Source organism: Flavitalea flava, from assembly GCF_054461575.1.
Genome location: NZ_JBTLQH010000037.1, coordinates 1 through 24,680, shown reverse-complemented (window position 1 = coordinate 24,680; position 24,680 = coordinate 1). Strand labels below are relative to the sequence as shown.

At 43.8% G+C, this 24,680-nt stretch carries 20 protein-coding genes; 8 read left to right on the top strand and 12 right to left on the bottom strand.

What is annotated here, in order from left to right; genetic code table 11:
* Nucleotides 1-14 precede the first annotated feature (14 nt).
* Entirely contained in the window at nucleotides 15-644 is a 630-nt protein-coding gene (locus tag ACX0G9_RS24370; protein ID WP_459067579.1) for an SGNH/GDSL hydrolase family protein, read from the top strand.
* Here the strand turns inward: ACX0G9_RS24370 and ACX0G9_RS24365 are convergent.
* Nucleotides 641-2,641: a hypothetical protein gene (locus ACX0G9_RS24365; protein WP_459067578.1), complete on the bottom strand. Its 2,001-nt coding sequence runs from the start codon at nucleotides 2,639-2,641 to the stop codon at nucleotides 641-643. The genes ACX0G9_RS24370 and ACX0G9_RS24365 overlap by 4 nt on opposite strands.
* A 267-nt stretch (nucleotides 2,642-2,908) precedes the next feature.
* Between ACX0G9_RS24365 and ACX0G9_RS24360 the strand changes: the two genes are divergently transcribed.
* Complete coding sequence (locus ACX0G9_RS24360; RefSeq protein WP_459067577.1) at nucleotides 2,909-3,121, top strand: hypothetical protein; 213 nt, start codon at nucleotides 2,909-2,911, stop codon at nucleotides 3,119-3,121.
* Nucleotides 3,122-3,295: 174 nt separating this feature from the next.
* Here ACX0G9_RS24360 and ACX0G9_RS24355 read toward each other — a convergent pair whose 3' ends face one another.
* The 4 genes from ACX0G9_RS24355 to pxpB form a co-directional block, all read right to left on the bottom strand.
* Nucleotides 3,296-4,558 (bottom strand): DUF4407 domain-containing protein, encoded by a 1,263-nt coding sequence (locus ACX0G9_RS24355; RefSeq protein ID WP_459067576.1) that lies wholly within the window; start codon nucleotides 4,556-4,558, stop codon nucleotides 3,296-3,298.
* A gap of 210 nt (nucleotides 4,559-4,768) precedes the next feature.
* The gene (locus ACX0G9_RS24350; RefSeq protein ID WP_459067575.1) at nucleotides 4,769-5,566 is read right to left on the bottom strand and encodes a 5-oxoprolinase subunit PxpA; all 798 of its coding nucleotides are present in this window, start codon (nucleotides 5,564-5,566) and stop codon (nucleotides 4,769-4,771) included.
* Nucleotides 5,560-6,561: a 5-oxoprolinase subunit C family protein gene (locus ACX0G9_RS24345; protein ID WP_459067574.1), complete on the bottom strand. Its 1,002-nt coding sequence runs from the start codon at nucleotides 6,559-6,561 to the stop codon at nucleotides 5,560-5,562. The genes ACX0G9_RS24350 and ACX0G9_RS24345 overlap by 7 nt, the downstream gene beginning before the upstream one ends.
* Before the next feature lie 221 nt (nucleotides 6,562-6,782).
* Nucleotides 6,783-7,547, bottom strand: a complete 765-nt coding sequence (gene pxpB, locus ACX0G9_RS24340) for a 5-oxoprolinase subunit PxpB (protein ID WP_459067573.1) — start codon at nucleotides 7,545-7,547, stop codon at nucleotides 6,783-6,785.
* Between the two features lie 325 nt (nucleotides 7,548-7,872).
* Here pxpB and topA point away from each other — a divergent pair, with 325 nt between their 5' ends.
* Together topA and ACX0G9_RS24330 are read left to right on the top strand one after the other, a co-directional pair.
* Nucleotides 7,873-10,221: a type I DNA topoisomerase gene (topA, locus tag ACX0G9_RS24335; protein ID WP_459067572.1), complete on the top strand. Its 2,349-nt coding sequence runs from the start codon at nucleotides 7,873-7,875 to the stop codon at nucleotides 10,219-10,221.
* Between the two features lie 130 nt (nucleotides 10,222-10,351).
* Nucleotides 10,352-11,224: a transglutaminase family protein gene (locus ACX0G9_RS24330; protein WP_459067571.1), complete on the top strand. Its 873-nt coding sequence runs from the start codon at nucleotides 10,352-10,354 to the stop codon at nucleotides 11,222-11,224.
* 121 nt (nucleotides 11,225-11,345) lie between these two features.
* Here the strand turns inward: ACX0G9_RS24330 and ACX0G9_RS24325 are convergent, their stop codons facing one another.
* Together ACX0G9_RS24325 and ACX0G9_RS24320 are read right to left on the bottom strand one after the other, a co-directional pair.
* On the bottom strand, nucleotides 11,346-12,770 hold the full coding sequence (locus ACX0G9_RS24325; RefSeq protein WP_459067570.1) for a Gfo/Idh/MocA family protein: 1,425 nt from the start codon (nucleotides 12,768-12,770) through the stop codon (nucleotides 11,346-11,348).
* 68 nt (nucleotides 12,771-12,838) lie between these two features.
* Nucleotides 12,839-13,252: an OsmC family protein gene (locus tag ACX0G9_RS24320; protein ID WP_459067569.1), complete on the bottom strand. Its 414-nt coding sequence runs from the start codon at nucleotides 13,250-13,252 to the stop codon at nucleotides 12,839-12,841.
* Between the two features lie 39 nt (nucleotides 13,253-13,291).
* Between ACX0G9_RS24320 and ACX0G9_RS24315 the strand changes: the two genes are divergently transcribed.
* Together ACX0G9_RS24315 and ACX0G9_RS24310 are read left to right on the top strand one after the other, a co-directional pair.
* The gene (locus tag ACX0G9_RS24315; protein WP_459067568.1) at nucleotides 13,292-13,651 is read left to right on the top strand and encodes a tRNA-binding protein; all 360 of its coding nucleotides are present in this window, start codon (nucleotides 13,292-13,294) and stop codon (nucleotides 13,649-13,651) included.
* 37 nt (nucleotides 13,652-13,688) lie between these two features.
* Complete coding sequence (locus ACX0G9_RS24310) at nucleotides 13,689-14,201, top strand: methylated-DNA--[protein]-cysteine S-methyltransferase (protein ID WP_459067567.1); 513 nt, start codon at nucleotides 13,689-13,691, stop codon at nucleotides 14,199-14,201.
* Between the two features lie 48 nt (nucleotides 14,202-14,249).
* On the opposite strand, the gene ACX0G9_RS24305 is transcribed toward ACX0G9_RS24310, so the two are convergent.
* The 3 genes from ACX0G9_RS24305 to ACX0G9_RS24295 are packed head-to-tail and all read right to left on the bottom strand — an operon-like array spanning nucleotide 14,250 to nucleotide 19,822.
* Nucleotides 14,250-15,590, bottom strand: a complete 1,341-nt coding sequence (locus tag ACX0G9_RS24305; protein ID WP_459067566.1) for a TolC family protein — start codon at nucleotides 15,588-15,590, stop codon at nucleotides 14,250-14,252.
* Nucleotides 15,591-15,643: 53 nt separating this feature from the next.
* Nucleotides 15,644-18,709 carry an efflux RND transporter permease subunit gene (locus ACX0G9_RS24300; RefSeq protein ID WP_459067565.1) on the bottom strand — a complete coding sequence of 1,022 codons (3,066 nt, stop codon included), beginning with the start codon at nucleotides 18,707-18,709 and terminating at the stop codon, nucleotides 15,644-15,646.
* 21 nt (nucleotides 18,710-18,730) lie between these two features.
* Nucleotides 18,731-19,822 carry an efflux RND transporter periplasmic adaptor subunit gene (locus ACX0G9_RS24295; protein WP_459067564.1) on the bottom strand — a complete coding sequence of 364 codons (1,092 nt, stop codon included), beginning with the start codon at nucleotides 19,820-19,822 and terminating at the stop codon, nucleotides 18,731-18,733.
* A 357-nt stretch (nucleotides 19,823-20,179) separates the two neighbouring features.
* Between ACX0G9_RS24295 and ACX0G9_RS24290 the strand changes: the two genes are divergently transcribed.
* On the top strand, nucleotides 20,180-21,214 hold the full coding sequence (locus ACX0G9_RS24290; protein ID WP_459067563.1) for a flavin reductase family protein: 1,035 nt from the start codon (nucleotides 20,180-20,182) through the stop codon (nucleotides 21,212-21,214).
* 89 nt (nucleotides 21,215-21,303) lie between these two features.
* Here the strand turns inward: ACX0G9_RS24290 and ACX0G9_RS24285 are convergent, their stop codons facing one another.
* Both ACX0G9_RS24285 and ACX0G9_RS24280 read right to left on the bottom strand, forming a co-directional pair.
* Nucleotides 21,304-21,789: a cytidine deaminase gene (locus tag ACX0G9_RS24285; protein WP_459067562.1), complete on the bottom strand. Its 486-nt coding sequence runs from the start codon at nucleotides 21,787-21,789 to the stop codon at nucleotides 21,304-21,306.
* A gap of 37 nt (nucleotides 21,790-21,826) precedes the next feature.
* Complete coding sequence (locus ACX0G9_RS24280) at nucleotides 21,827-23,368, bottom strand: S26 family signal peptidase (protein WP_459067561.1); 1,542 nt, start codon at nucleotides 23,366-23,368, stop codon at nucleotides 21,827-21,829.
* A 282-nt stretch (nucleotides 23,369-23,650) separates the two neighbouring features.
* Between ACX0G9_RS24280 and ACX0G9_RS24275 the strand changes: the two genes are divergently transcribed.
* The gene (locus ACX0G9_RS24275; RefSeq protein ID WP_459067560.1) at nucleotides 23,651-24,556 is read left to right on the top strand and encodes a MerR family transcriptional regulator; all 906 of its coding nucleotides are present in this window, start codon (nucleotides 23,651-23,653) and stop codon (nucleotides 24,554-24,556) included.
* Nucleotides 24,557-24,680: the final 124 nt, after the last annotated feature.

The window sequence follows — 24,680 nt, the reverse complement described above, 5'->3', positions numbered from 1 at the left end:
GGATATTTGTCGGCATGACCGGCAAACTACAAACCTACCTGGCTTTGGGAGACTCCTATACCATTGGAGAGGGTCTTCTGTTCTATGAAAACTTCCCTTGCCAAACTGTTCAACGTCTCCGGCAATCCGGGATTCCGGTTGCCGCCCCGGAACTTATAGCGAAAACAGGATGGACAACCGACGAGTTGATGGATGGGATCAGGGATACCTGTTTGTTGCCTACCTACGATTTTGTTTCCCTGCTGATCGGCGTTAATAATGAATTTCGCTCAAGAAAGCTGGAAGAATACCAAACCCAATTCGAAACTTTACTTAAACAGGCAATTGATTTTGCAGGCAACAAAACAACGCATGTTTTTGTCTTGTCCATTCCGGACTGGAGCGTTACACCATTTGCCAATACGTATCTTCCCGATACCGGTGGCAGAAATAAAGAAAAGATCGCAGGGGAAATTGATGCCTTCAATAAAGCTGCCCAACAAATATCCCACCAATACAGTGTGAATTTCCTGGATATTACCACCCATACCCGTTTGGCGGTTTCAGATAAGGATTTATTTGCCTCCGACGGACTTCACCCATCCGGAAAAGAATATAAGTTCTGGGCAGCACAATTAGCGGAAAAGATCCTGGCCATTCCTTAATAGATCGTATTCACGCCATCCGTATTCAAAAAAACAATATCCGGAGCCTTTATATACGTATTATTATACCTGAACTGAAGCCCGGTGCTGATCATTATTTTAAAGGAACTATTCTGATCAGTCTTGCGGGGAAAATAAGCAAACCGCATTTCAATCGTTTGAAATACCAGGTTTTCATTTCGCGTCCGGATACCGGCGCCCAAACCGTGATAGAGCGCGGACTTACTGAATTGTCCCTTTTCGGGGGTCAATAAAGACAAATCAGCAAAAGCAAATGGAGCAAATTTAAATCCCAGTAACCGGTAGTTTATAAAAAAAGTGGTCTCCGAATGAAAAGTCAGACGCTGAGATCCAAATGTGGAATCCCCACTGAAATAACGTAATCCGAAAACATTATTAATGGTAAGTGGGTCAATGGCGAGCCGGTTAAATTGACGGGTATAACTAAAATTAACATATTGTCTTATTTTAAAATGATCAAACAGGAAAAGCGGGCTATTATACCCCGTCCCTACCAGAACACTGCCATCCTGGATTTTTCCCTTATTCAGGAAAGTGCCCGCCCGAAGAAAATATTGAATAAACCCCCCTCTTTTTGTTACGATGAAATTATTCGCATCGACTCCGCCATATGGCCTTTTCAGATCCAGCTGCCGGTACCACCCTGCGGTCAGGGCAATATTATACCCCTCAGGCAAATCTTCCGTAGTACCAAAACCATATACATAATTGGTTTTATAAAAATCCTGCCTGAAAAATGTGAATTGTGCCAAAACAGCCGCCCTGTCATTGAACCTGAAATTAAAATCCTTTTTCAACTGATAAGGCGTCTGAAGAAAATGATTCTGAAAATACCGGATCCCTAAAAAACGGCGATCCCGGACGGATGTATTGCTCAAAAATTTCTCCGACCCCAGGTTCCAGCCAATCCAGGCGTCGTGTGTACTATAGTGATATTTAAAAAAAACAGAATCAGGTCTTGAATATCGGTTAAAAGTCTCGAATTCCCCAACGGTGATATTCCCCGCCAAATGAGCATATGGAGCATATAAAGGGCGGTCCAATTTAACGAACCAGGCCAGCTCATCCGGAGTACCGTCTTTGAGGTCATTGTTGATCTGCGTATAGGAGGCCGTACCGGTTACAAAAGAGTTGCCGATATTGGTCTTGCTATACAATAATTGATACCCGAAATTAGGAACACGGTTTTGCTCCACAAAAGCCCCGAACAGAATCTTCTGCCCACTCCCAAAAGCATTGGCATCACTTATATTTCCCCGGATACTTGTTGGGCCAACCCCGAAACTGCCGATTTCCCCTCCTATGCTGAATACATCCTTAACAACTACCACCAGATCCACAGAATCAGGGGTGTCCGGGAGATAATTTATCAGTATCCGGACATCCTGGATAAAATTCAGAGACCGGATCAGTCTTTCATTATCTGCCAGTTTAAATGCACTGAGAGGTGTATTTTCTTTAACAAACAACGAATTGTGGATAACCCAGTCACGGGTTTTGTGATGCAGGTCATTTAAAACCTTATTACCAAAATGCTCCAGTCTTTTGGAGGTATCGGTAAAGGTCCTTTCAAAACCGAAATTTTTTATGATGATCTTCCTGATAATTTTACCCTCGTAAGGCTTAAAAGGACTTTCACTCTTGGTATTCAACGCAGTAGTCAAAGCCGCCGAATCCGTATGACTTCCCCTGGGCAGGATAGGTTTGATCACAGAATCCGACTGGCCTCCCCGGGTGACGGCATTTCTAAAAAATTGAAAAATATTATTATTCCTCAACCGGTTAAGTCCCCGGAGACTATCTATCCGAAGTTTCCCATGTATACTATCAACCAAAATAAACCCCCTGCTGCTGTCTATATGATACACCCCCAGACTACTGTCGACCCGGATAGGTTTACGACTACTATCAACCACCTGGCCGAAAGAATGAAAACAAAATAAAAAGCAAACGATCGCTGCCGCTGGCCGTATCATAATATTCTTCCTCAAGTAACTAATGGGGGTCGATTAATTTTAAATTAATAATGCATCTATTTTAACAATAGAAGTTCCAATTTAAGGATTATTGGCTTATACTCAATTTCAGGATGTTATTTGTTACGATATTGTTATAAAGGCAGTTACAGGCTTTACCGGATAATTTATTAAAGAGGATGGTATTGTTTTTGAACCATAATGACAGGTAAATGGTTCTACTATAAATTCAATTACCGATTAACTACCAGTTGAAAACTTATATATATGAAAACAAATTCCTTAACCGTTTCTCCCCGTTTATTACCCGAACCCTTGCTCGCCGTACATACTACAAAACATAACAGGGAAAGACGCGAAATTATTCAATTACCCCTGGTATCCCCACCCGATGCCAAAAGGATAAAAGAGTTAAATGCACTCGCAGCTAAACCTCCTTTTTGCCATCATTTTAGGGCAAGAAAACATGACATGCTATAAAACAATGTAGAAAAATTTCCCGGATACACCCGATAAAAAGGGATGATTTTTCTACACTGCAATACCACTTCATACCAGGGTTTACTTTTCAAAGAAAGGAAGGCTGTTTTCATAGCCGGCATTACTTTTTACCCATAGGAAAGAAAAATTCACGCCATGGTTAGAAGAAGCCCCCTACAGAATATCTTCTTCCCGGTAATCATAGAGATCCTTTATTCGCCTGACAAGGTTTTCGACAGACTCCCGGGAGGGAGTGACCTTCCTTCCTGTTTCCCATTGATCCAATTCTTCCTGAATATGCTTTTTTTGCAGATTTTCCAGCTTCCGGATCAATTCCGTCGATATACTCTTCTTTTGGGAATAAATGTCTTTTTTCTTTTCATATATCAGTTCCTTGTCCCGATGCATTTCATCTTCAGCTGCCGCCATTTGTAATAATTCGAACCTGGCAAGGGACAAGTCATAAGGTCCCGTACTCATGATCAGTTTGGACAATACAGGCCCTGTTTCTATCAGAATGATCAAAAGAGAAATCAACAGGTTTGCCCAGAAAACACTGGTTTCCCGTTCTGAAAGATCTGACAGTGCTTTATTTTTTTCAAGAAATCCTATGTCATTCTTCACCTGGGACTCATATTGACGATTTTTTGTTTCTATTCCGGCATGGACCCCGTTAAGCAGACTGTCCTGATAACGGATCAGCCCTTCCAATTGATGCAGTTCGGGGCTATATTGATGTAAGGCGTCCTGAAATGCCTGCTGTTTTAACCGGGTTAGCTTATCAACACCCCGGTGCAAAGACCCCCCCGTTCCATCTGCCTCTTCTACATATGCCTGCTGGAGCCGGTGCAGCGTATCTTCCAGTGCCGATTTGCGATGAATCAGCCGGTTCTTTTCTCCCTGGGCAGTAACCAGAACAGTTTGCCCTTCAGCTTGCAAAAGGCTATCATTCAATAAAATTTTCTTATGTCTGTTCTCTGTGATCTGAACATCAATTTCTTTCTCAAAGATCTTTAACTCAAGGGGCCGGGCGATGGTAACACCGATCAATAAAGCCAATACAAGGCGAGGCATGGCCATCCAGATCTGTTTGCTTCCGGATACCCCATATTTCCGCATGGTGGCAACCAGAAAGCGGTCAAAATTAAAGATGACAGCTCCCCAGATCAGGGCAAAACACACAGCCCACAAAACATTGTCGAATACGCTGAAAATCGCATAACCGGAGGATAATGAGGCCAGCACGAAAGTAGCCAGGATCACCCCACCCAAACCGGCATATTTCGTTTGTTCCGAGGGACATTCTTTTAAAAGATCCTGATAGGCACCTGAACACCACCATAAAAAATGTGATTCCGTTTTTCTTTTTGCATTCCCACCAGTAAAGGAGTCATAGGTATAACCCGGCTCCTGACCATTTGTTTTGTTTTCAGACATCGGTTATCAGTTAGCATAATTAAATAGATCCTGTCTCTAAAAAAGACAGAAGAACAAGTAGATATCTCAAAAAGAAGATATCGATAGCTGGTTGGAGTGGGAACAATAAAATGAACGACAAAACGGGAGATAAATTGCAAAGAAAATGCTAAAACCACTCAGGCATTAAAATCCATTGCCCTAAGGTATTGATTGCCCTCATTTATTCTCCTATTCTCCGGCGGGAAACCGTATAACAATTCCTTCGTTACGCAAAACTTCGTAAATATCGTGGGCAAACCGAACAGCAGCAACACCATCACCATGAATACAGATCGTTTCAGCTGACAAAAACACTTCTTTTTCATCATTGAGTACCACTTTTCCCTCCCTGATCAGGCTGAGTACCTGTTTTACGGCCAACCCCGGATCGGTAATCAAAGCATTTCTTTCTGATCTGGGTGTCAGGGTTCCATCTTCCCGGTAGGCCCGGTCCGCAAAAACTTCATTAACAAAATGCAAACCATTGGCTGTCGCCTGCTTTTCCATTTCACTACCGCTTAGGCCATACAGCAAAAGGCCTGAATCAAACTCCCGGATAACCTGACAAATTAACACGCTAAGCTCAATATCCCGTGAGGCCCTGTTATAAAGCGCCCCATGCGGTTTGATATGATGAATATGAACGCCAAATTCCATACAGATCTCTTGTAAACCTGAAAGCTGATCAAGCAATATTTGCCGAAGATCGGATAACCGGAGAGCCCCTGACCCGGGCTCCAGCATATCGACTCTGCCAAAGTTAAGCCTGTCAGGGTAAGAAGGGTGTGCTCCAATGGCTACCTGATGAATAAGTGCCAGTTCGATCGTTCGACGCATTATATCCGTATTCCCTGCATGTGAACCGCACGCAATATTGGCCGAACTAATAAAAGGAAAAATCTCGGCATCTGTAGGCTGCCCCTCTCCCATATCGCAGTTGAGGTCAATTTGAAGATTTGAACCAGATGGCCATGACCGGGTTAGCATACCAGCTCATTCAGATGATCCATGCAGGCTCTTTGAAGAATATGCAGTTCCTTTTGCCTGGCCTCTAATAATTCTTCGGCCGTTTCTAATTCCATAAATTTAAATTGTATGGTATCACAAGGCCTTAATTGGGCCAATTTTGGCAAATGTGCAGAAATAACATGAGCAATCCTTGGATATCCTCCCGTAGTCTGATGATCCGCCATCAATATGATCAATTGACCATCGGGTAATAATTGCACCGTTCCGAAACTGACTGCCGAGAAAACCATCTCGGTACCTGAATCTGGTTCTCCGGAAAGGAGAATGCTGCCTTTTAGTCTGTACCCCATCCGGTCCGACGAAGGATGGATCAGAAAATTACTTTCCATAAAATTATCTTGCGAAGAGGTTGACAACAACCCCCACTCACTTCCCTGAATAAACCCAATCTCATGCGGGTAGTTGTAGGCCTTTTTTGTATTGACTCTCCAGGGCAGCACTTCAAAATTACATGCTTCTTTAAGTAAGCCGGCAAAATAAATGGTATTCTCCTTGAATGGCAATTCGTCTCCCTTTTTTAGAGCCTGTCCTTTCCAACCACCTACCCCGGCTTTAAGATTTGTACTGTAACTATCCAACCATTTATTCAGGCAAAATCCACCGTGAACACTAATATAACAACGTCCTCCCTGGACCAGCGAAGGAAAATGAAGCACTGTATTCTTCCGCACCACCACAGGTTGCCAGTTAGGAATCCTTTGATCATTCACGGTAGGAGAAAAATCACCTCCGGTAATGGCGATTAACGTGTTTTGCTCGAAAAGAATCTGAGGACCCGGAAAATGAATTTCAATCAATGCTTCCTGTTTACTGTTACCCACCAGCAGATTGGCAACCTGGGCGGCATAACGATCCATCACTCCTCCCGGATTAATACCCCAATTTGCATAGCCATTCCTACCCATATCCTGTATAGTATCTAATAATCCGGGCTTTATAATAGAAAAAGACATGAATGCTATTTAGGGTGAGACATAAATAGTCCAAATACCATAATTAATCATAATCAATAAAACTGGGCACTAATAGTAGGATAAAGGCAGGAGTACGGGAACAAACCAGAACAAACAAATGGAGGATTCGAAGCTACAAATTTCAATACGGCCCTTAATCATTGATTATTTCAATTGGCCTGCGACAAAAGACATTGCTTTTACAGCTTTTCCCTGGTAATTTACATCGTTGCCTGATTCTTAGGGTTAAATGCAAGATAATCATCTGTGGAAATCGCAAAAAACCGGACATGGTCTCCCGCTTTTAGCCATACTGGAATTTTTGCTTTGGGATCAAATAACCTGATCGGGGTTCGCCCGATTATCTGCCAGCCGCCAGGACTATCCAAAGGATAAACTCCCGTTTGACTTCCTGCAATTCCCACGCCCCCAGCCCGTACCGGAACCGGATTTTTTTTCCTGGAAACGGTCAATCGCTCATCCAGCTTCCCCAAATACGAAAACCCTGGTAAAAATCCGATCATGTAAACACGGTAAATCCGGTCCGTATGTAGCCTTATAATTTCCTCCTCGGATATCCCTTTTTGAAGGGCAACCCCGTTTAGATCAGGTCCGAATTCCCCACCATATGAAACCGGGATATGTATAAGGCTCCCCTCCACTTTCATCTCATCAAGTTCATGATAATCAACAGATTGAACATCAGTCTTAGAATAAGCCTCTTCCAGTATCTGTTTAAAAATGAAAAAGGCAGTTCCTTGAAAGCCAGCCTTTACAGATCTGACCAAAACCGGATCATAAAAAATGGATACCGAACTGTAGGCTACTACAATATCCTTTACGCCCTTAATTTGGCGGCCTACCAGCCATGCCTGAATGGCCAGAACCTTTCTGTTTAATGGTTCCTCTATATGATTACCCAAATCAAGTGTAATGGCCGCATCTCCCAGCGGAAATATAGAAACAGAGGGGCTCAAGTCCGACATATTTACAGGCAAATTAAAGTTTTTTGAAAAGGGTATGCACAAACTTTTTATAATGTACGGAAATATACAGCTGGAAATTGCCTGTAATGGTCATCCTGGCCTATAAATAGCTGGTATCCAGCAAAAAACAGTTGCCGATTTTCCATAGTACACCTTTCTGTCGGCTGTACCAATTTTTTAATTTGGTAGTTATACTGTAAACTTGCAAGCCGTCAGGCATGGCCGGACCTATTGTCCGTGACAATTAATAAGATAATGTTGCCCGGATGGCTCTATTTAAAAAAAGACTTTCTGAGCAATTGATCGTAAACCCGTTAATGAACACATGGCTAAGAATTTATTGATTGTGGAGTCCCCGGCGAAAGCTAAGACCATTGAAAAGATCCTGGGCGAAGATTTTGAAGTAAAGAGTTGTTATGGACATATCCGCGATCTGGAAAAAGGAGATATGGGAATTGATGTGAAAAACAATTACCAGCCCAGATATATAGTTCCGGAAGATAAAGAAAAAGTGGTCAAAGAGCTAAAAAGCATCGCCAAAAAATCTGGTGAAGTTTGGCTCGCAACGGATGAGGACCGTGAAGGGGAGGCCATCAGCTGGCATTTGTGCGAAGTCCTTGGGCTGGATCCGGAAAAGACCAAACGCATTGTTTTTCATGAAATTACCAAGCCCGCCATACAGGCGGCCGTGACCAACCCCAGAACGGTGGACATGAATCTGGTGAATGCCCAACAGGCGCGCAGGATATTGGATCGGATCGTAGGATTTGAATTGAGCCCCGTATTATGGCGCAAAATGAGCATGAAGAACAATCTCAGTGCCGGACGTGTCCAAAGCGTGGCCGTCCGGATCATTGCGGAAAGGGAAAGAGAGATTAACGCTTTTACGACGGTCAGCACCTTTAGGGTCGAAGCGCTTTTTACGGCAAAAGATTTGTCTGGTAAGATGGTCTCTTTTAAGGCCGAAGGCAAAAAACAGGCTTCGGCAGAAAATGCAGAGGCCTTTCTGAAAAGTTGTATTGGAGCGGACTATACGATCAGCGATATACAGGTCAAACCCGGAAAAAAGACTCCAGCCGCCCCATTCACTACCTCTACACTTCAACAGGAGGCCAGCCGCAAATTGGGATATGGCGTCAGCCGGACCATGTTACTTGCGCAGAAATTATATGAAAGCGGTAAGATCACTTATATGCGTACCGACAGCGTCAATCTGAGTGAAACATCTACTGATGCTGTAAAGAAACAGATCGGCAGCCAGTATGGCGCTAAATACATCCAGGTTCGTAAGTTTAAAAACAAGAATGAATCCGCTCAGGAAGCTCATGAAGCTATCCGGCCAACGGATATGGATGCCATGACGGTGGAAGATTCCGATGGCAAACGATTATATGAATTAATCTGGAAAAGGACCATGGCCAGCCAGATGGCCGATGCAGAACTGGAAAAAACAATCGCCAAAATACAGGTATCCACTAATAAAGAAGAATTAACGGCTAGTGGAGAAGTATTAAAATTTGACGGGTTTCTGAAAGTCTATATGGAAGACAGGGATGAAGAGGACATGACTGAAGATGAGCAGGGCGAAGGCATACTCCCTCCGCTGGCTGTCAAACAGCTGCTCCCGCTAACCGCTATGAAGGCCATTGAACGCTTCAGCCGCCCCCAACCCAGGTATACGGAGGCATCTCTGGTGAAAAAACTGGAAGAGCTGGGTATCGGTCGCCCTTCTACTTATGCCCCTACCATCTCTACCATCGTGAAAAGGGGTTATGTGGAAAAACGGGATAAAGAAGGAGTAAAAAGAGATTTCAGGATATTGGAGCTAAAAAATGATACTATCCGAAGTCTGACAGAACAGGAAAACACCGGGGCTGAAAAGTCCAAACTATTTCCCACCGATCTGGGACTGGTAGTAACGGATTTTCTGAAGTTGTATTTCGACGATATTATGGATTATAATTTCACTGCCCGTATAGAAGAAGAATTTGATGAGGTAGCCCAGGGTAAAATGAAGTGGAGTAAAATGATCGATGATTTTTATACCCCCTTTAAAAAGGATGTTGATAAAACGATTGAAACGGCCGAACGGATAAGTGGGGAAAGAGACCTTGGCATCGATCCCCAGAGCGGTAAAAAGGTGATAACCAGGATGGGTCGTTATGGCCCGATGGTACAGATCGGGGATACCAGCAATGAAGAAGAAAAGCCACGTTTTGCCAAATTAAAAAACACCCAAAGCATCGAAACGATCAATTTTGATGAGGCAATGGAACTATTCCGTCTTCCCCGAAAGCTGGGAGAGTTTGAAGGAACGGATGTATTGGTAAATATTGGTCGTTTTGGGCCATATATTGCCCATGATAAAAAATTCTATTCCCTTGGAAAAGAATTTGACCCTTATAGTATAAGCTATGATCAGGTTACACCACTTATCGTAGAAAAAAGGGCGGCAAAGGAAGAACGAACGATTAAAATTTTTGAAAAAGAAAAGATACAGTTATTGCGGGGACCTTATGGCCCTTATATCAAACAAGGGTTGCGTAATTATAAATTGCCTAAAGAGAAACAGGAAAATGCGGCAGATCTTAGCATAGAAGAGGTAAAGGCAATCATTGAAGAAGTAAAGGCAAATCCTCCTAAACGTGTGCCCCGTAAAAAGAAGGCCAATTGAGTAATAAACATAATCCGGGTGGTTGTGGATAATAAGTTTAGTATAGTTTTATAAACTTCCCCGATCTTGATCCCATATCCTTTAGCAGGAGAGCCCCTCCTGGCTCAAAACAAGGGAAGAAAACAACCACATGACAGAGAATAAAGAAATAAAGGCCTTGTTCCACCTGATCGATGACCCTGATCAGGAAGTATTTGATTCGGTTAGCAGCCGTATTGTAAGTTATGGCAGAGGAATTATCCCGAATCTGGAAAATCTGTGGGAAAACACCATCAGCGGGGAAATCCAGGAGCGGATAGAATTGCTTATTCACAAATTGCATTATCACGATCTTACGGAAGATTTTCTCCATTGGAAAGAAAGCAGCACCCAGGACCTTCTCACAGCCTCCCTGTTGGTGGCAAAATTTCAATACCCCGACCTGATCACTACGCCGGTATTACAGGAGGTCGAAAAATTGCGCCGCAATATATGGCTGGAACTCAACAGTTATCTGACTCCGTTGGAACAGGTTAATGTCCTGACCAGTATTCTCTATAATTATTATGGATTAAAGGGTACCGAAGTAGCTTATCTGCATCCCGAAGAATTCCTGATCAACAAACTGGTCGAAACAAAAAGGGGAAATGCCATCGCCAATGGAATATTATATCTCTTGTTAAGTGAATTGCTGGATATTCCGGTAAAAGCCATTAATATTCCCCGTCAGTTCGTGCTGGCCTATATCAAGCCTGGTTATGAAGAAGGCTCTGATGTGATCAGCCCCCAGGAACGCGTCGAGTTCTTTATCGACCCGATGAGTGGTCAGGTCTTTTCCCACAAGGACGTAGAAAGTTATTTCAAACGGATTTCCGTTCCACCGGTAGCCTCTTATTTCAAACCCCTATCTCATAACCGCATTATTCAAATTGCCCTGGAAGAGTTTGGAAAGTGTTTTGAGGAAGAGAGATATGCCTATAAGAAAAAAGAATTGATGGAGCTTTCCAGGCTTTTAAATGAATAGAATAAGCGGAATAGTGGTGATCGGATCAGTAAATCGGATTTTTATAAAAAAAGGCCTTTCTGAAAAGGCCTTTTTTTATTATATCTACAATACCATTTTTGAAGGAGAGGATAGCCGGTCCTTACAAACTAACCTTCCAGCCAGGCCTGTATTCCCGTTTAACGAAACGATTCGCTTCCTCAAAATTTGTGATCTTCATGGCGGCTGCATCCCAAAGCAATTTTTTCCTGCCAGGGAATTCTCCTTTGCTATCCTTAATATTCCAGCTTCTCAAGGCCAGGTTACCCATAAGAATAGTCTCTGTCAATGGTCCGGCATATTCAAAAGGTGAACTGACCTGGTTCCTGCCATATCCGGCTATACAGGCATTTACCCATTGAACATAGTGCCCTTCCGGCACTCTGGCAATTGTTTGGGGAACATTTACTTCTTTGGTGCGGGAAGTCGGCAACAAAGTCGCATCACTGCCATAAGTACCACACATGATTTTTCCTTTTGTTCCTGTTATTATGACGCCGCCCCCATCATCTCCACCCATTTGCTCATTCGGACCTAATTCGTCCGGACGCTCCGGCTGAATGCCGCCATCCATCCAATATAAACTTACATTAGGTTTACCTTCTTTACCCGGAAACTTCATTTTCACGGAAGAAGCTACCGGGCAACTTTCAGGGTAATAAGCAGCGTCCCACATCTTTTCATATACATTCGCAACGCTGCATTCTACTTCAGAAGGATACCCAAGTCCTACTGTCTTAAAAGCAGGGTCGATCAGATGGCATCCCATGTCCCCCATCGCACCGGTTCCAAAGGCCCAGAACCCTCTCCAGTTAAAAGGAAGATATTCTTTGTGATACTCTTCCATGGACGCTGGTCCAAGCCAGAGATCCCAATTCAATTCCTTTGGCATGGCGTCCGTGCTTTTGGGTTTTCCGAACCCCTGCGGCCATACAGGGCGATTGGTCCAGACATGAATAGCTGTAGCATCTCCGATCAAACCGGCATTATACCATTCCTGCATCTGGCGTACCCCATCGCTGGAAGCCCCCTGGTTGCCCATTTGGGTAACCACTTTGTATCTTTTTGCAGCCTCCGTTAAAGTTCGGGCTTCATAAATATCATGCGTCAGCGGTTTTTGCACATACACATGTTTGCCTAACTGCATAGCAGCAATGGCAGCAACCGCATGGGTATTATCCGGAGTGGATACGGATACTGCATCTATATGTTTATGCTCTTTATCCAGCATTTCCCTGAAATCCTTGTAATATTTTGCCTTGGGAAATCTTTTAACGGAATCTACGGCCTGGCGGTCATCAACATCGACGAGGCAGGCAATATCCGCCTTTCCGCTTCCATAAAAATTCTTCAGATCGTCCTGCCCTTTCCCACCTGCGCCAATTCCGGCAATGATCAGACGGTCACTGGGCGCAATAAATCCCTTTCCCAAAACATGCCGGGGAACAATAAAAAAACCGGTGGCTGCAAGGGAAGCATCCCGCAAAAACTTTCTGCGGGATCTCTGGTTAGTGTGTTTCTCGTTCATAAATTTTGCAATACTAATCGGTTAAAAAGGAACTTTCTGTTTTCATCCATGTAAAAATTGGTCATTGGTTATACCAATGAGGCATCCAGGGTGATCTCTGCTTTCAATAATTTACTGACGGGACAGTTAGCTTTGGCATTCGCAGCATATTCCTGGAATTTTTCAGGACTTACACCGGGTATTTTTGCTTTCAATACTATATCCGAACGGGTGATCCCTACGCCAGGCTCCAAAGTGATCGTAGCGGTGGCATCCAGAGAATCTGCAGTCAGACCCGCCCCCTGCAATTCAAAACTTAAGGCCATGGCAAAACAACCGGCGTGGGCCGCCGCGATAAGTTCCTCCGGGTTTGTTCCCACCCCTTCTTCAAATCTTGATTTATAGGAATACTGGGTATGATTAAGGGATGTACTTTGAGTGGTTAAATTACCACTACCCTCTTTTCCGGAACCGTTCCAAACGGCTGTTGCTGTACGTTTCATAAAAAATTATACTTTTAGTTAAAATAAATAATTACACCGATGTCTTCAACTATAAAAACCATGGCTTCTGCCATAAAATGGGACGATTTTGAAAAAATAGATATCCGCGTCGGTACGATCATGGAAGTTAATGATTTTCCCAAAGCAAAAAACCCTGCATATCAGTTAAATATAGATTTTGGCGAACTCGGGATCAAAAAATCCTCGGCACAGATCACCGATTTATATGACAGTCAACAGCTGATTGGCAGACAGATACTGGCGGTGGTAAATTTTCCACCCAGGCAAATTGCCAATTTTTTCAGCGAATGCCTGGTTCTTGGTATATATACTGACAAAAATGAAGTAGTTTTAATAGGACCGGAACGGAAAGTGGAAAATGGCTGGAAGATCGGATAAGGCGGCTGATTCATACCAGATCATAAAACCCTGAACAATGTCAACTTTGCTGGAGATCACCTCTACCTATTATCAATCCCCGCTGGGTTTGCTCCGGATCGGAGGTACGGACACCTATATCAGTGAAATCAGTTTTATCGATAACCTGGACGGGAAATCTGTTACTCCTTTATCCGGCCCCTTACCTCCTGTGATCATCCAATGCATTGAACAGCTGATCCAGTATTTCCAAGGTCAACGCAGATTCTTTGATTTTCCGGTTTTCCAGGAAGGAACCGATTTTCAGCAAAAAGTATGGAATGAACTTAGTTCTATTCCTTTTGGGAAAACGATTAGTTACCTGGACCAGTCACGGCGTTTGGGTGACATAAAAGCCATCCGTGCCGTTGCAGCCGCAAATGGCAGAAACAATATAGCTATCGTCATCCCCTGTCACCGGGTGATTGGATCCAAGCGGGATCTCGTTGGGTATGCGGGCGGCCTCTGGCGCAAAAAATGGCTTCTTGATCATGAAACAAAGATCTTATACGGGGTGCAGACGCTTTTTTGACCAGGCATCTATTTTTTCCAGTAAACAGGCTTATCCCTTCATCCTGTTTTAATAGACCAGTTGATTCGCGTAACGCCTTAATTGGATCTCCGCCGATTTTGCGGCAAAACTCACATTGATCAATAAAAAACCGGCATTTTCAAAACTTTGCTGGGCATTTTTTACATCCACGATCGTGGCTTGTTTTAATTGAAACCGTAACAGGACCAGGTCCAGTAATTTCTGCGACAGATCGAAATTTTGTTTGGAGGTTTCGAGTTGTTGCAGATTATTGGTATACGCCTGCCAGTTTTTAACGGCATTGGAGGTATAATTCAGCTGAATGGTGTCTTTTAGCAATTGCGCATTTTTTATAGTAATACCGGCAATTTCCTGTTGTTTCTTATAAATATTCCCATTAAAAATAGGCACGCTAAGACCAACTCCTCCATAGGGACCATAATTTAAATTGAATAAAGTAGATCCCTGAGGACTTTGGTTCCGGTTATAACTATAACCGGCATTCAGACTTAAGGAGGGATAACGCTGGGCAGCTACTTCCTTTTGGATATACTGGTTGATGGTGATCTGCTGATCTGCGGCTATCAGATCCGGATTTGCCGTTTGCAAGGCGCTTAATATGGAGGCCAGCTGAAGGCTTTTGTCAACCAGGATGGTATCGTTTACGACAATGGTCGAATCCGGGTTCAGCGTCAGCAAGGTTAACAGGTCCGTTTTTCCCTGGTCGATCACTAATTGTTGAGCCTGTAAGTTTTGAATCTGAGTATTCAGATCTACCTGAGATTGAAAAAGGTCTGCATTATTGGCAACTCCAACACTTTGCTGAGTTTGGACTATAGACAGCCTTTGCCTGGAAACATCGATGGATCTTTCCAGTGTTTTGGCATAACTCTGTTGCCGTACAATATCATAATATTTCAGAATGACATTATTGGTGATGACCAAAGCCCTGGAACTTAATTGCAGCCGGGATTGGGATTCAATAATTTCAAGCCGCTTTTTTGCACTGGCCACCCGCATCCCGTTAAAAACTAAAAAGGATCCGTTCAGGTTTCCCGTTAAACTATTGGATTGGGCATTGGTGCTATGTTTGTTATTGGCAGGATTCGAGGATTCCAGGCTAAGACTGGTAAGTTGTTCCTGGTCTGAAGCAGTAGCCGCGACGACCGGCAGGCCGCCCGCAATCCCATAACTGTTGTTGATCCCTGCAATGGAAACATAATTCTGTGCAAGCCGTATACCCAGGCTGTTTTTCAAGGCTATTTGCACTGCATCCGGAAGCGTAAGGTTTTGCGCCTGCAAAAAACAAGATGGGAATAGCAGGTATATAACAGCCAGCCTGTATCCTTTGAGTAGTGGTCCGGATCGTTGCAACACCTTTTTTTTCATGCCCGTCATATTAATTAAATCAGTTTTATCAGGTCAATTGTTCAGGTATTTCTTTATTCGTTCACTTCCGTTATATGCGCCTTATGTTTACTGGAAACAAACGTATAGATAGCGGGTATAACGAAGAGGGTGAGGATCAACGAAAACATGATCCCGCCTACGACTACGATCCCCAATGGGATCCTGCTGGTAGCCGCAGCACCGAGGCTAAGGGCTATCGGCAAAGCTCCCAGGGATGTCGCCAAGCTCGTCATTAATATGGGGCGCAATCGCTGGGAGGCGGCTTCTATCACTGCCTCAACCCTTGGCATGCCTTGCTCCCTTTTCTGGTTGGTAAATTCGACAATAAGGATACCGTTCTTGGTTACCAGGCCAATCAGCATGATCATCCCGATCTCTGAGAATATATTCAGGGTTTGATGGAAAACCCACAGACTGAGCAAGGCTCCGGCCAGTGCCAGGGGAACGGTGAGCATGATGGTAAACGGATCGATAAAACTTTCGAATTGAGCAGACAGCACCAGGTAAATGAGTACCAGCGCCAGTACAAAGGCAAATACGATATTGGAAGAGCTTTCCGCGTAATCCCGGGAAGACCCGGACAAAGCCGTCTGATAGCTGGGATCCAGCAATTTATCGGCAATGGCCTGCATGGCTTTGATCCCGTCGCCAATGGTTTTGCCTTCAGCCAGGGATGCGGAAATCGTGGCAGCTTTATACCGGTTAAAATGATAAAGTGTGGAAGGATTACTGTTGGATTCGACATGAATGACGGCATCCAATGGAATATTGTCCCCGTTCTTATTACGTACGTAGACTTTACTGATATCGGTGGGTTCATTACGGTCTCCTCTTTCCAACTGGGCAATTACATAATACTGGTAGCCGTTCATGATAAAATAAGCCAGTCTGCCTCCGCTGAAGGCCGCCTGCATGGCAGAGATCACATCATTAGTCGACAATCCCAGGTCCTTAACCTTCATACGATCCACACTGACCTGCAATTCAGGTTTATTAAACTTAAGGTTGACATCCACATTGGAAAATGTCTTGTCTTTTCTGGCTGCATCCAAAAAGGCAGGCATGATCTGTTTCATTTTATTCAGATCCTGGTTCTGGAGGACGAATTGCACCGGAAGACTGGTCTTGGATCCTGAGCCGACGGCTATCGTCTGTTCCTGGATGGCAAATATCCTGGCATCATTAAAGCGGGTAAGTTTCCGCTGCAGATCATTGGAAATTTCATTCTGGCTTCTGTGCCGTTCACCTGGATCGACCAAGCCGATACGGGGTTGAGAGGTATTCACCGAGCTTCCCGCAGGCGTTCTGGCAAAAACGAAGTCTCTTTCCGGAACAGAATCATACAGATAACTCGAGATCTGGTCTGTGACACTTTGTGTATAATTGAAGCTGGCGCCTTCCGGAAGCGTCACCGTGAAACGGATACTGTTCCTGTCTTCCAAAGGAGCGATTTCACTTTGCATATTCCGAAGGATGAGTAAGATCATACCAAAACAAAGGGCAATGATAACCCAGGCTGCCCACCGTATCCGCATAAATCCTTTCAACAGCCGCAGATAACCATTCTCCATACCCGCAAAGAAGGGCTCGGTCTTATCATAGAACCAGCCATGACCACTTTTTTTGCTGGTAAGATAAACATTCAGGACAGGCGTGATCGTCAATGATACAAAGGAAGATATCAATACTGCTGCGGCCAGCACTACGCCAAACTCTCTGAAAAGCCTTCCCACAAAACCCTGCAGGAAAACGACCGGCATAAAAACCACGGCAAGGGTTAGTGATGTGGAAATAACTGCAAAAAAGATCTCTTTACTTCCTTCCAGTGCCGCTTTATGAATGGGAAAGCCTTGCTCGAGTTTACGGAAGATGTTTTCCGTTACCACGATCCCGTCATCCACCACCAATCCGGTAGCGAGTACTATCCCTAATAACGTAAGGATATTAATGGTAAAGCCGGCTACATACATAATAAAAAAAGTAGCGATCAGCGATATCGGGATATCTATCAGCGGCCTTAATGCAATCAGCCAGTTCCGGAAAAAGAAAAATATGACCAATACCACCAGGGCAAAAGCGATAGCCAGGGTTTCTTTAACCTCTGCCAGCGATTGCCGGATATTCTTCGTATTGTCTATCAGCACATTAAACTCAAGATCTGATTTATTCGATTTTTTTATTTCTTCCAGACGTTTGTTAAACTCATCGGCTATGGCAATATTGTTGGCCCCGGGCTGAGGTATAATAGCCAAACCAACGGCATTTACGCCATTGTATTTCCAGCTTTGCTCCTCAATCTGTGGTCCCAATTCCACCCTGGCCACATCACTCAACCGTACAATACCCGAGCTGTCCTGCTTTAGGATCAGATCCCTGAAATCCTTTTCAGTGGTAAGACGGCCCAGCGTCTTTATGGTCATTTCCGTATTGTTGCCATAGATCTTTCCGGGGGGTAATTCGACGTTCTCATTATTAAGGCTGGTATTTATATCATTATAAGCGATCCCGTAAGCATTCATCTTATTCTGGTCCAACCAGATCCGCATGGCATAACTCTTATCGCCAAATACATTCACGGAACTTACCTGATCGATGGTCTGTAATTGCTGTTGCAGCACATTATCTGCATAATCACTCAGTTCCATCAGGCTTTTGGTACGGCTTTGTACGGCAAGAATCAGGATGAAGTCACTATTGGCATCCGCTTTACTGACAACGGGCGGGGCGTCAATATCCAGGGGAAGACTCCTGGTAGCCTGACCGACTTTGTCACGCACGTCGCTGGCGGCTGCCTCCAGATCGACTCCCAGGTTGAACTCAACCGTTATATTGCTGTTTCCCAGGGAACTGGTCGATGAGATCGTACGAATACCGGGAATACCATTGATCTGTTTTTCCAGTGGCTCCGTAATCTGACTTTCGATCAGATCCGGGTTGGCTCCGGTATAAGAAGTGGTTACGGTTATGATAGGGGGATCGATCGCCGGATAATCGCGGACAGCCAGAAAATTGTAGCCCACCACCCCAAATAAGATGATCATCAGGTTCATCACTGTTGCCAGAACCGGCCTCTTCAATGATAATTCAGAAATATTCATGGTTAATTAAAATGGGGACGGTTAATTTAATTTATCCAGGGATTTTACACTCCTTACAGTTAATGTAGATTTAGGTCTGGCAAATAATACGCCGGTTACCACAACTGTATCTCCTATCTGAACACCCTTGGTGATCTCTACATTATTTGCCTCCCTGATACCCGTCTGAACATTTACAAAAACCGCTTTCCCCCCTTTTACGAGGATCAATTGATTATTCTTGTCATCAGGGATGATCGAATTCGTTGGCACCATAATGGCCTGTTTGTCAACGCCGGCATCAACCAATACTTTGACAAAGGCTCCGGGATGGCCTTTGCCTTCCTGCAAAACAGCCCTTACTTTCAGATTACGGCTGGATTGATTTATCTGCGGTTCGGTAGCGATAATCACCCCCTTTCGGTGGGTCCTGGAGGAAGCGTCGATAAGGATATCGACTGTGGAACCTTTTTTAATGATAGCGCTGTATTGTTCAGGTATAGTAAAATCTACCTTTATTTTGTCAAGTTGTTGGATGGTAGCGATTATATTGGCAGAGGTTACATATGCACCGGGACTGACCTGACGCAGACCCACTGTGCCGCTAAAAGGCGCACGGATAACCGTTTTATCGATCTGAGCCTTTGTATATTCCATATCTGCCTTTGTTCCATTGACATTGTTCAGAGCCAGGTCATAATCTGCCTGATTTATCCCGTTAACTTCCAGCAGTTTATGGTTCCTTTCTTCCGTTTTTTGGTAAAGATCCAGCAGCACCTTTGATTTTTGGAGGGTTGCCTGCAGATCAGCATCATTGATCCGGGCAATTACAGTACCTTTTTCGACATGGGCGCCTTCCGGCACATTCAGATAGGTAATACGTCCGCTGATCTCCGGCCGAAGTTCGACATATTCATTCGCGACAACACTTCCGTTTGCTTCTACCGTATTATCGAGGCTCTTGGAGCTGGCAATAATGACGTCAACTATAGTGGGCTGATTGGGACGGGTTTTCTGCTTATCTTCTTCAGCCTTTCCTTTACAGCCCGATAACAGGAAACTGAAAAAAAGAAAGAAAATAAAAGTATGGGTCAGAATGCTGATATATCTTGTTATTGCTGTTAACCAGACCATCTAGGTAATTTTAGTAGAAATAATTTGTTAATATCAAATATAATGAGTTTAAATTTTGTATAAATCAGCTGTTTTCGGGTTTTGTATGGATGGTAAATGGAAATCGGGCAGAATCCGCTATTTAACCAAAGATCAGAGATCGGAGGGGATCCTTACGGCCATTCCACCGTTCTGTTAACAATTGATTAAAAAAAGAATTAATAGAGGATTAAAAAATCATTGTTTTGGCCTTCACAGGCGCGTAATGGTGCTTTTTTTAAAAAAAGCAATTGGATATTACATTTTTTATACTTTATCCCACGATTTTTATGATCGGTTAATTCTTTTTACCATTTGGGGAACTCCTTACCTTTCCGTATGGATTTATGGAGACTTAAAGTAACCGGGATCTCTCCGGAGGCAAAAGATACCATCACAATTTTTCTGGAAAGAGCTGACGGGATCATCCTTGCCTACCAGGCTGGTCAGTTTTTGACTTTTCTATTCTGCATTCATGGCAGGGAGTTAAGGCGGTCCTATTCTTTTTCCTCTTCTCCGGGTATTGATAACAGGGCATCTATAACAGTAAAAAGAGTAATTAACGGGGAAGTTTCGAGGTATCTGTTTGATCATCTTAAGATTGGAGATGAATTAACGTCCCTACCCTCTTCCGGGAGATTTGTATTGCCCCTGGAAAAGGAGGATGGATGGCTATTTTTTATAGCTGCTGGCAGCGGCGTTGTCCCTGTTTTCTCCCTGGTTAAAAAAGCCGTTAAGGAAAAACTGAAAAGCCGGGTGATTCTTTTCTCACAACATCATGATGAACAAAGTATCCTTTTTAAAAGGCAATTGGAGTATTTGGAAAAAGATGGAGGAAGAAGATTCAGCTGGGTAAACAGATTATCCAACAGAGAAGGAAGGTTTACTAATTGGTCGCTGGAGGAAAGTCTTAGAGGATTCTTTCTCCTTTTATCACAGGCGGAACAACAGGACTCTTTATTTTACCTGTGTGGACCTCCTGCATTTATGCGTATGGCGCAATTTACCCTGCGGGTAATGGGAATTGCCATTGATCGTATCAAAAAGGAGAATTTTACGGTTGAGTTTGTCCCCCTTCCGCCACCGCTGACCGATCCGGCGCCGAAAAAAATAATCATCCTTTCCGGAAATAAACGATATGAATATGAAGCTGCCTGGCCGGCAACCATTTTACAGGCGGGACTGAAGGAGCATATCCCGCTCCCCTATAGCTGCCGTGCAGGACGTTGTTCGGCCTGTGTAGCCCGATGCCTTTCCGGAAAAGTGAAAATGAGTATAAATGAAGTGCTGACTGAAAAAGACCTCCGGCAAGGATTGGTCCTGACTTGCGTAGGTTATGCGCAGACGGATGTGAAGCTTGACTTCAATAGTTAAAAAGGCCCCTTCAAACTCAGGCCAGTTTTTTGCAAAAAACTAATATACTAAAACAAGTTGGAAAACGAATGGGCCCTGGTAAGATCTGTTCAGATCAGTTCTTCGGAAGTGAATGCCAAAGGCAGCAGAAAGACGGATTTTGAAATGATGTAGACTTTACCTTCCAGTCCACCAAGGATAAGGCGTACAGGTTTGCCTGTTCTTTGCTCAAACTCCTGAAGGGATTGCCTGCAGATTCCACAGGGGGAGATGGGGCGATCGCTGGGGCCGTTCTCATTTTTATAACTGACGGCCATGCTTTCTATCGCTACACCGGGGTATAAGGAAGAGGCAGTTGATAACAACACCCTTTCCGCGCAGATGCCCGCAGGGTAAGATGCATTTTCCTGATTGGTTCCTGAGAGGGTATGGCCGTTTGTCAATCTTGCCACTACCCCTACTTTGAAACGGGAATAAGGAGCATAAGCATTGTTTGTTATGGCTTTTGCCTGGTTTAGCAATTGTGCATCCTGTTCACTTAATTCGTCTTCTGAGGGATATTCCTCATAAACAAATGCGTATTCTTTTTTTTGCATTCAAATGCATTTTCGTTGACAATGTCAAATCTGAAGGCTATTTAATCTTTTTAAACAGACGGCTCCATCTAACTCCTTTGTCCCAACTCATCCAGATCAGCCACGCTTCTCCTACTACATGATCTTCCGGAACAAATCCCCAATATCTTGAATCCTGTGATCCGTGGCGGTTGTCACCCATCATCCAGTAATAATTCATTTTAAAAGTATAGGTGGTGGCCTCCTGATCATTGAGGAAGAATTTACCATCCTTCCTTTCCAGCTTATTGCCTTCATAAACCCGAATCGCTCTTTCATAAACAGAATAATTTTCAGGAGTCAGGGTAAGGCTGGCTCCTTTTTTGGGCAGCCAGATCGGGCCAAAATTATCCCGGCTCCATTTATGCAGATGATCATAAGGATATACTACATCAAGGGTATTGTCAATATCAGGTACAATACTTTTAGCCAATCCGCTTTTTTCCATTTTTTCCTTTGCTTTCCATGTCAGCAGCATGGTAAATTGATTCGGAGATCCCGAATAAGGCCTTACTTCTTCCGGATTGTTCATATCCAGATTATAATCTTCTTTCATTACGGTTTCGTCCAACGGTTGCCCTTTGGTTTCCACGGTGTAATAGGTCTGTGATTCCGGAGGGAAGACTTGTGCTTTGCCGTCGATATACAGGACCTGATCTTTTATTTGCAAGGTGTCTCCGGCAATGGCCACGCATCGTTTAATATAATTTTCCTGTTTGTCAACCGGACGCAGGACGAGGGGATACTGGTCCGGGTTGTCCAGGATGACCTGTCTGCCCGAATCAAAATTACCACGCCCTGTCTCGAAACGGGCCACATCATAATAGGGTTTTTGAGATTGGTAGTCCGGCAGGTTTATAACCGTATCGCCGGCTGGAAAATTAAACACCACGACATCAGTACGCCTCACTGGGCTGGGAAACCACCGTGTATAAGGAATTTTGATCCATTCCAGATAGGATTTGCCATTCGTGATCGGCATGGTATTGTGCACAAAGGGAATGGATAAGGGGGTATTGGGTATGCGCGGACCATAGCTGAATTTACTGACAAAAAGGAAATCATTGATTAAAAGCGTCTTTTCCATTGACCCGGTCGGGATCGTATAGGCTTCAAAAACGAAGGTACGGATCAGCGTAGCTGCAACAATGGCAAAGACTCCGGCATCGATCCATTCCCTGGCCGTACTTTTTTTATGTTTCCGGACAGGTTCAGGCCCTGAAAATTTTTCTTTTGGGTTAAATCCGATATAGGGAAAATAAAATACAGGTAAAAGGGATGCCAGTGCATGCTGCCAAAGCCGGAATTTTCCAAAGGTTTTTACAAATTCCACAAATATACCCATGGAGATGAACCAGCCTACCACCGGGATCAATTGCCAGAAAACCCAATGACGGGGTCGCTCTGCCAGTTCCAGCATAATCCAGGTGTTGTAAAAAGGTATAAAAGCCTTCCAGCCAGGAGCACCGGCTTTTAGAAATAACTTATATAAACCAACCGAAGGTAATAATAGGATCAGTAATTGAATGAGTACTAAAACGAGAAACTGGGACGTCGTCATTCCTGTATTTTTTAGATTCCGGCAAAAATACCATAATAATCCTCCCGCCAAAGCAATGACCCATAAAGTTTTGAGAAAACCCCCAAGCTGTAGGGATGAACGGTACCGGCCGCCGGAAACGATAAGAAGGCCTGAAAATGGATAATTAAAGATAGTAATTACCTGCTTAGGGGCTGGATCAGGGATATTTAGCCGGTAAGAAGGGTAAATATTATAAAAAAAATGCTAGTTTCGGTTCGAATGAACTTTTTTACTTATCAAATGAATAGCTTTTAAGGTCAGATGAATTCATTTACCATCCGCGATATTGAAAACCTTTGCGGGATCAAAGCACATACTTTACGCATTTGGGAGATACGTTATAAGCTGGGGGTTCCCAAACGTAATGAGGGTAATCGCCGCCTTTATGACAATGATGATCTTAAACACCTGCTGCGTATATCTTTTCTATATCATAACGGACATAAGATATCCAGCATTGCCAGGTTAAATGAAAAGGAGATCTGCCAACTGGCCCTCACTCAATACTCAACGGGAAAATCATCGGATATTTTTATTAACCATCTGACTGAGGCCTCCCTGGATCTGGAACAAGATCGTTTCGACAGAGTATTGCACAATATCATCCTTCATATGGGATTTGAAAAGGCAATAACGCAGGTAGCTTTTCCCTTTCTCCAAAAGATCGGGCTTTTATGGCTGACCGGTAATGTAGCCCCCGCGCAGGAACATTTTGCCAGCTCCTTGATTTTAAAGAAAATATTTGTGGCGATTAATGGATTGGATACTCCCATGCCCAGCTTTGGGAAAACGGTCCTGATCTTCGCCCCGGAAGGAGAATTCCACGAGATCCCGTTATTATATATGCGCTATTTAATGAAAAAACACGGGGTATCCTCCGTTTATTTTGGAAAAAATACGCCCCTTGATCAATTGAAGCATTACTGCGACCGAAAACCAGTCACGCACTTGTATTTCCACCTGATTACCAATCTGTTCCGATGTCAACCCGAAATATACGTGGATAAGTTGGTCAGTCTCTTCCCCGATAAGCAGATTGTAATGTCAGGTAAACAGGCCGATTCCATCCAGGAGATCTTCTATCCGAATGTCCGGATATTACGAAACGAAGAAGCCATGCTGGCCTTTGCAAAGGAAAGAGATACCGTTTTTGGCCAGACCCCTTAGGATAGCATCCCTTTAAGCTAAGACCACTTAGGATTTTATTCTTACACCCTAGTGTCTAGTCAATATAATATTGTCGGATAAAGTTTTTTTAGTTTTATCCGGGCCTCCTTGGTGGTAAACTGCC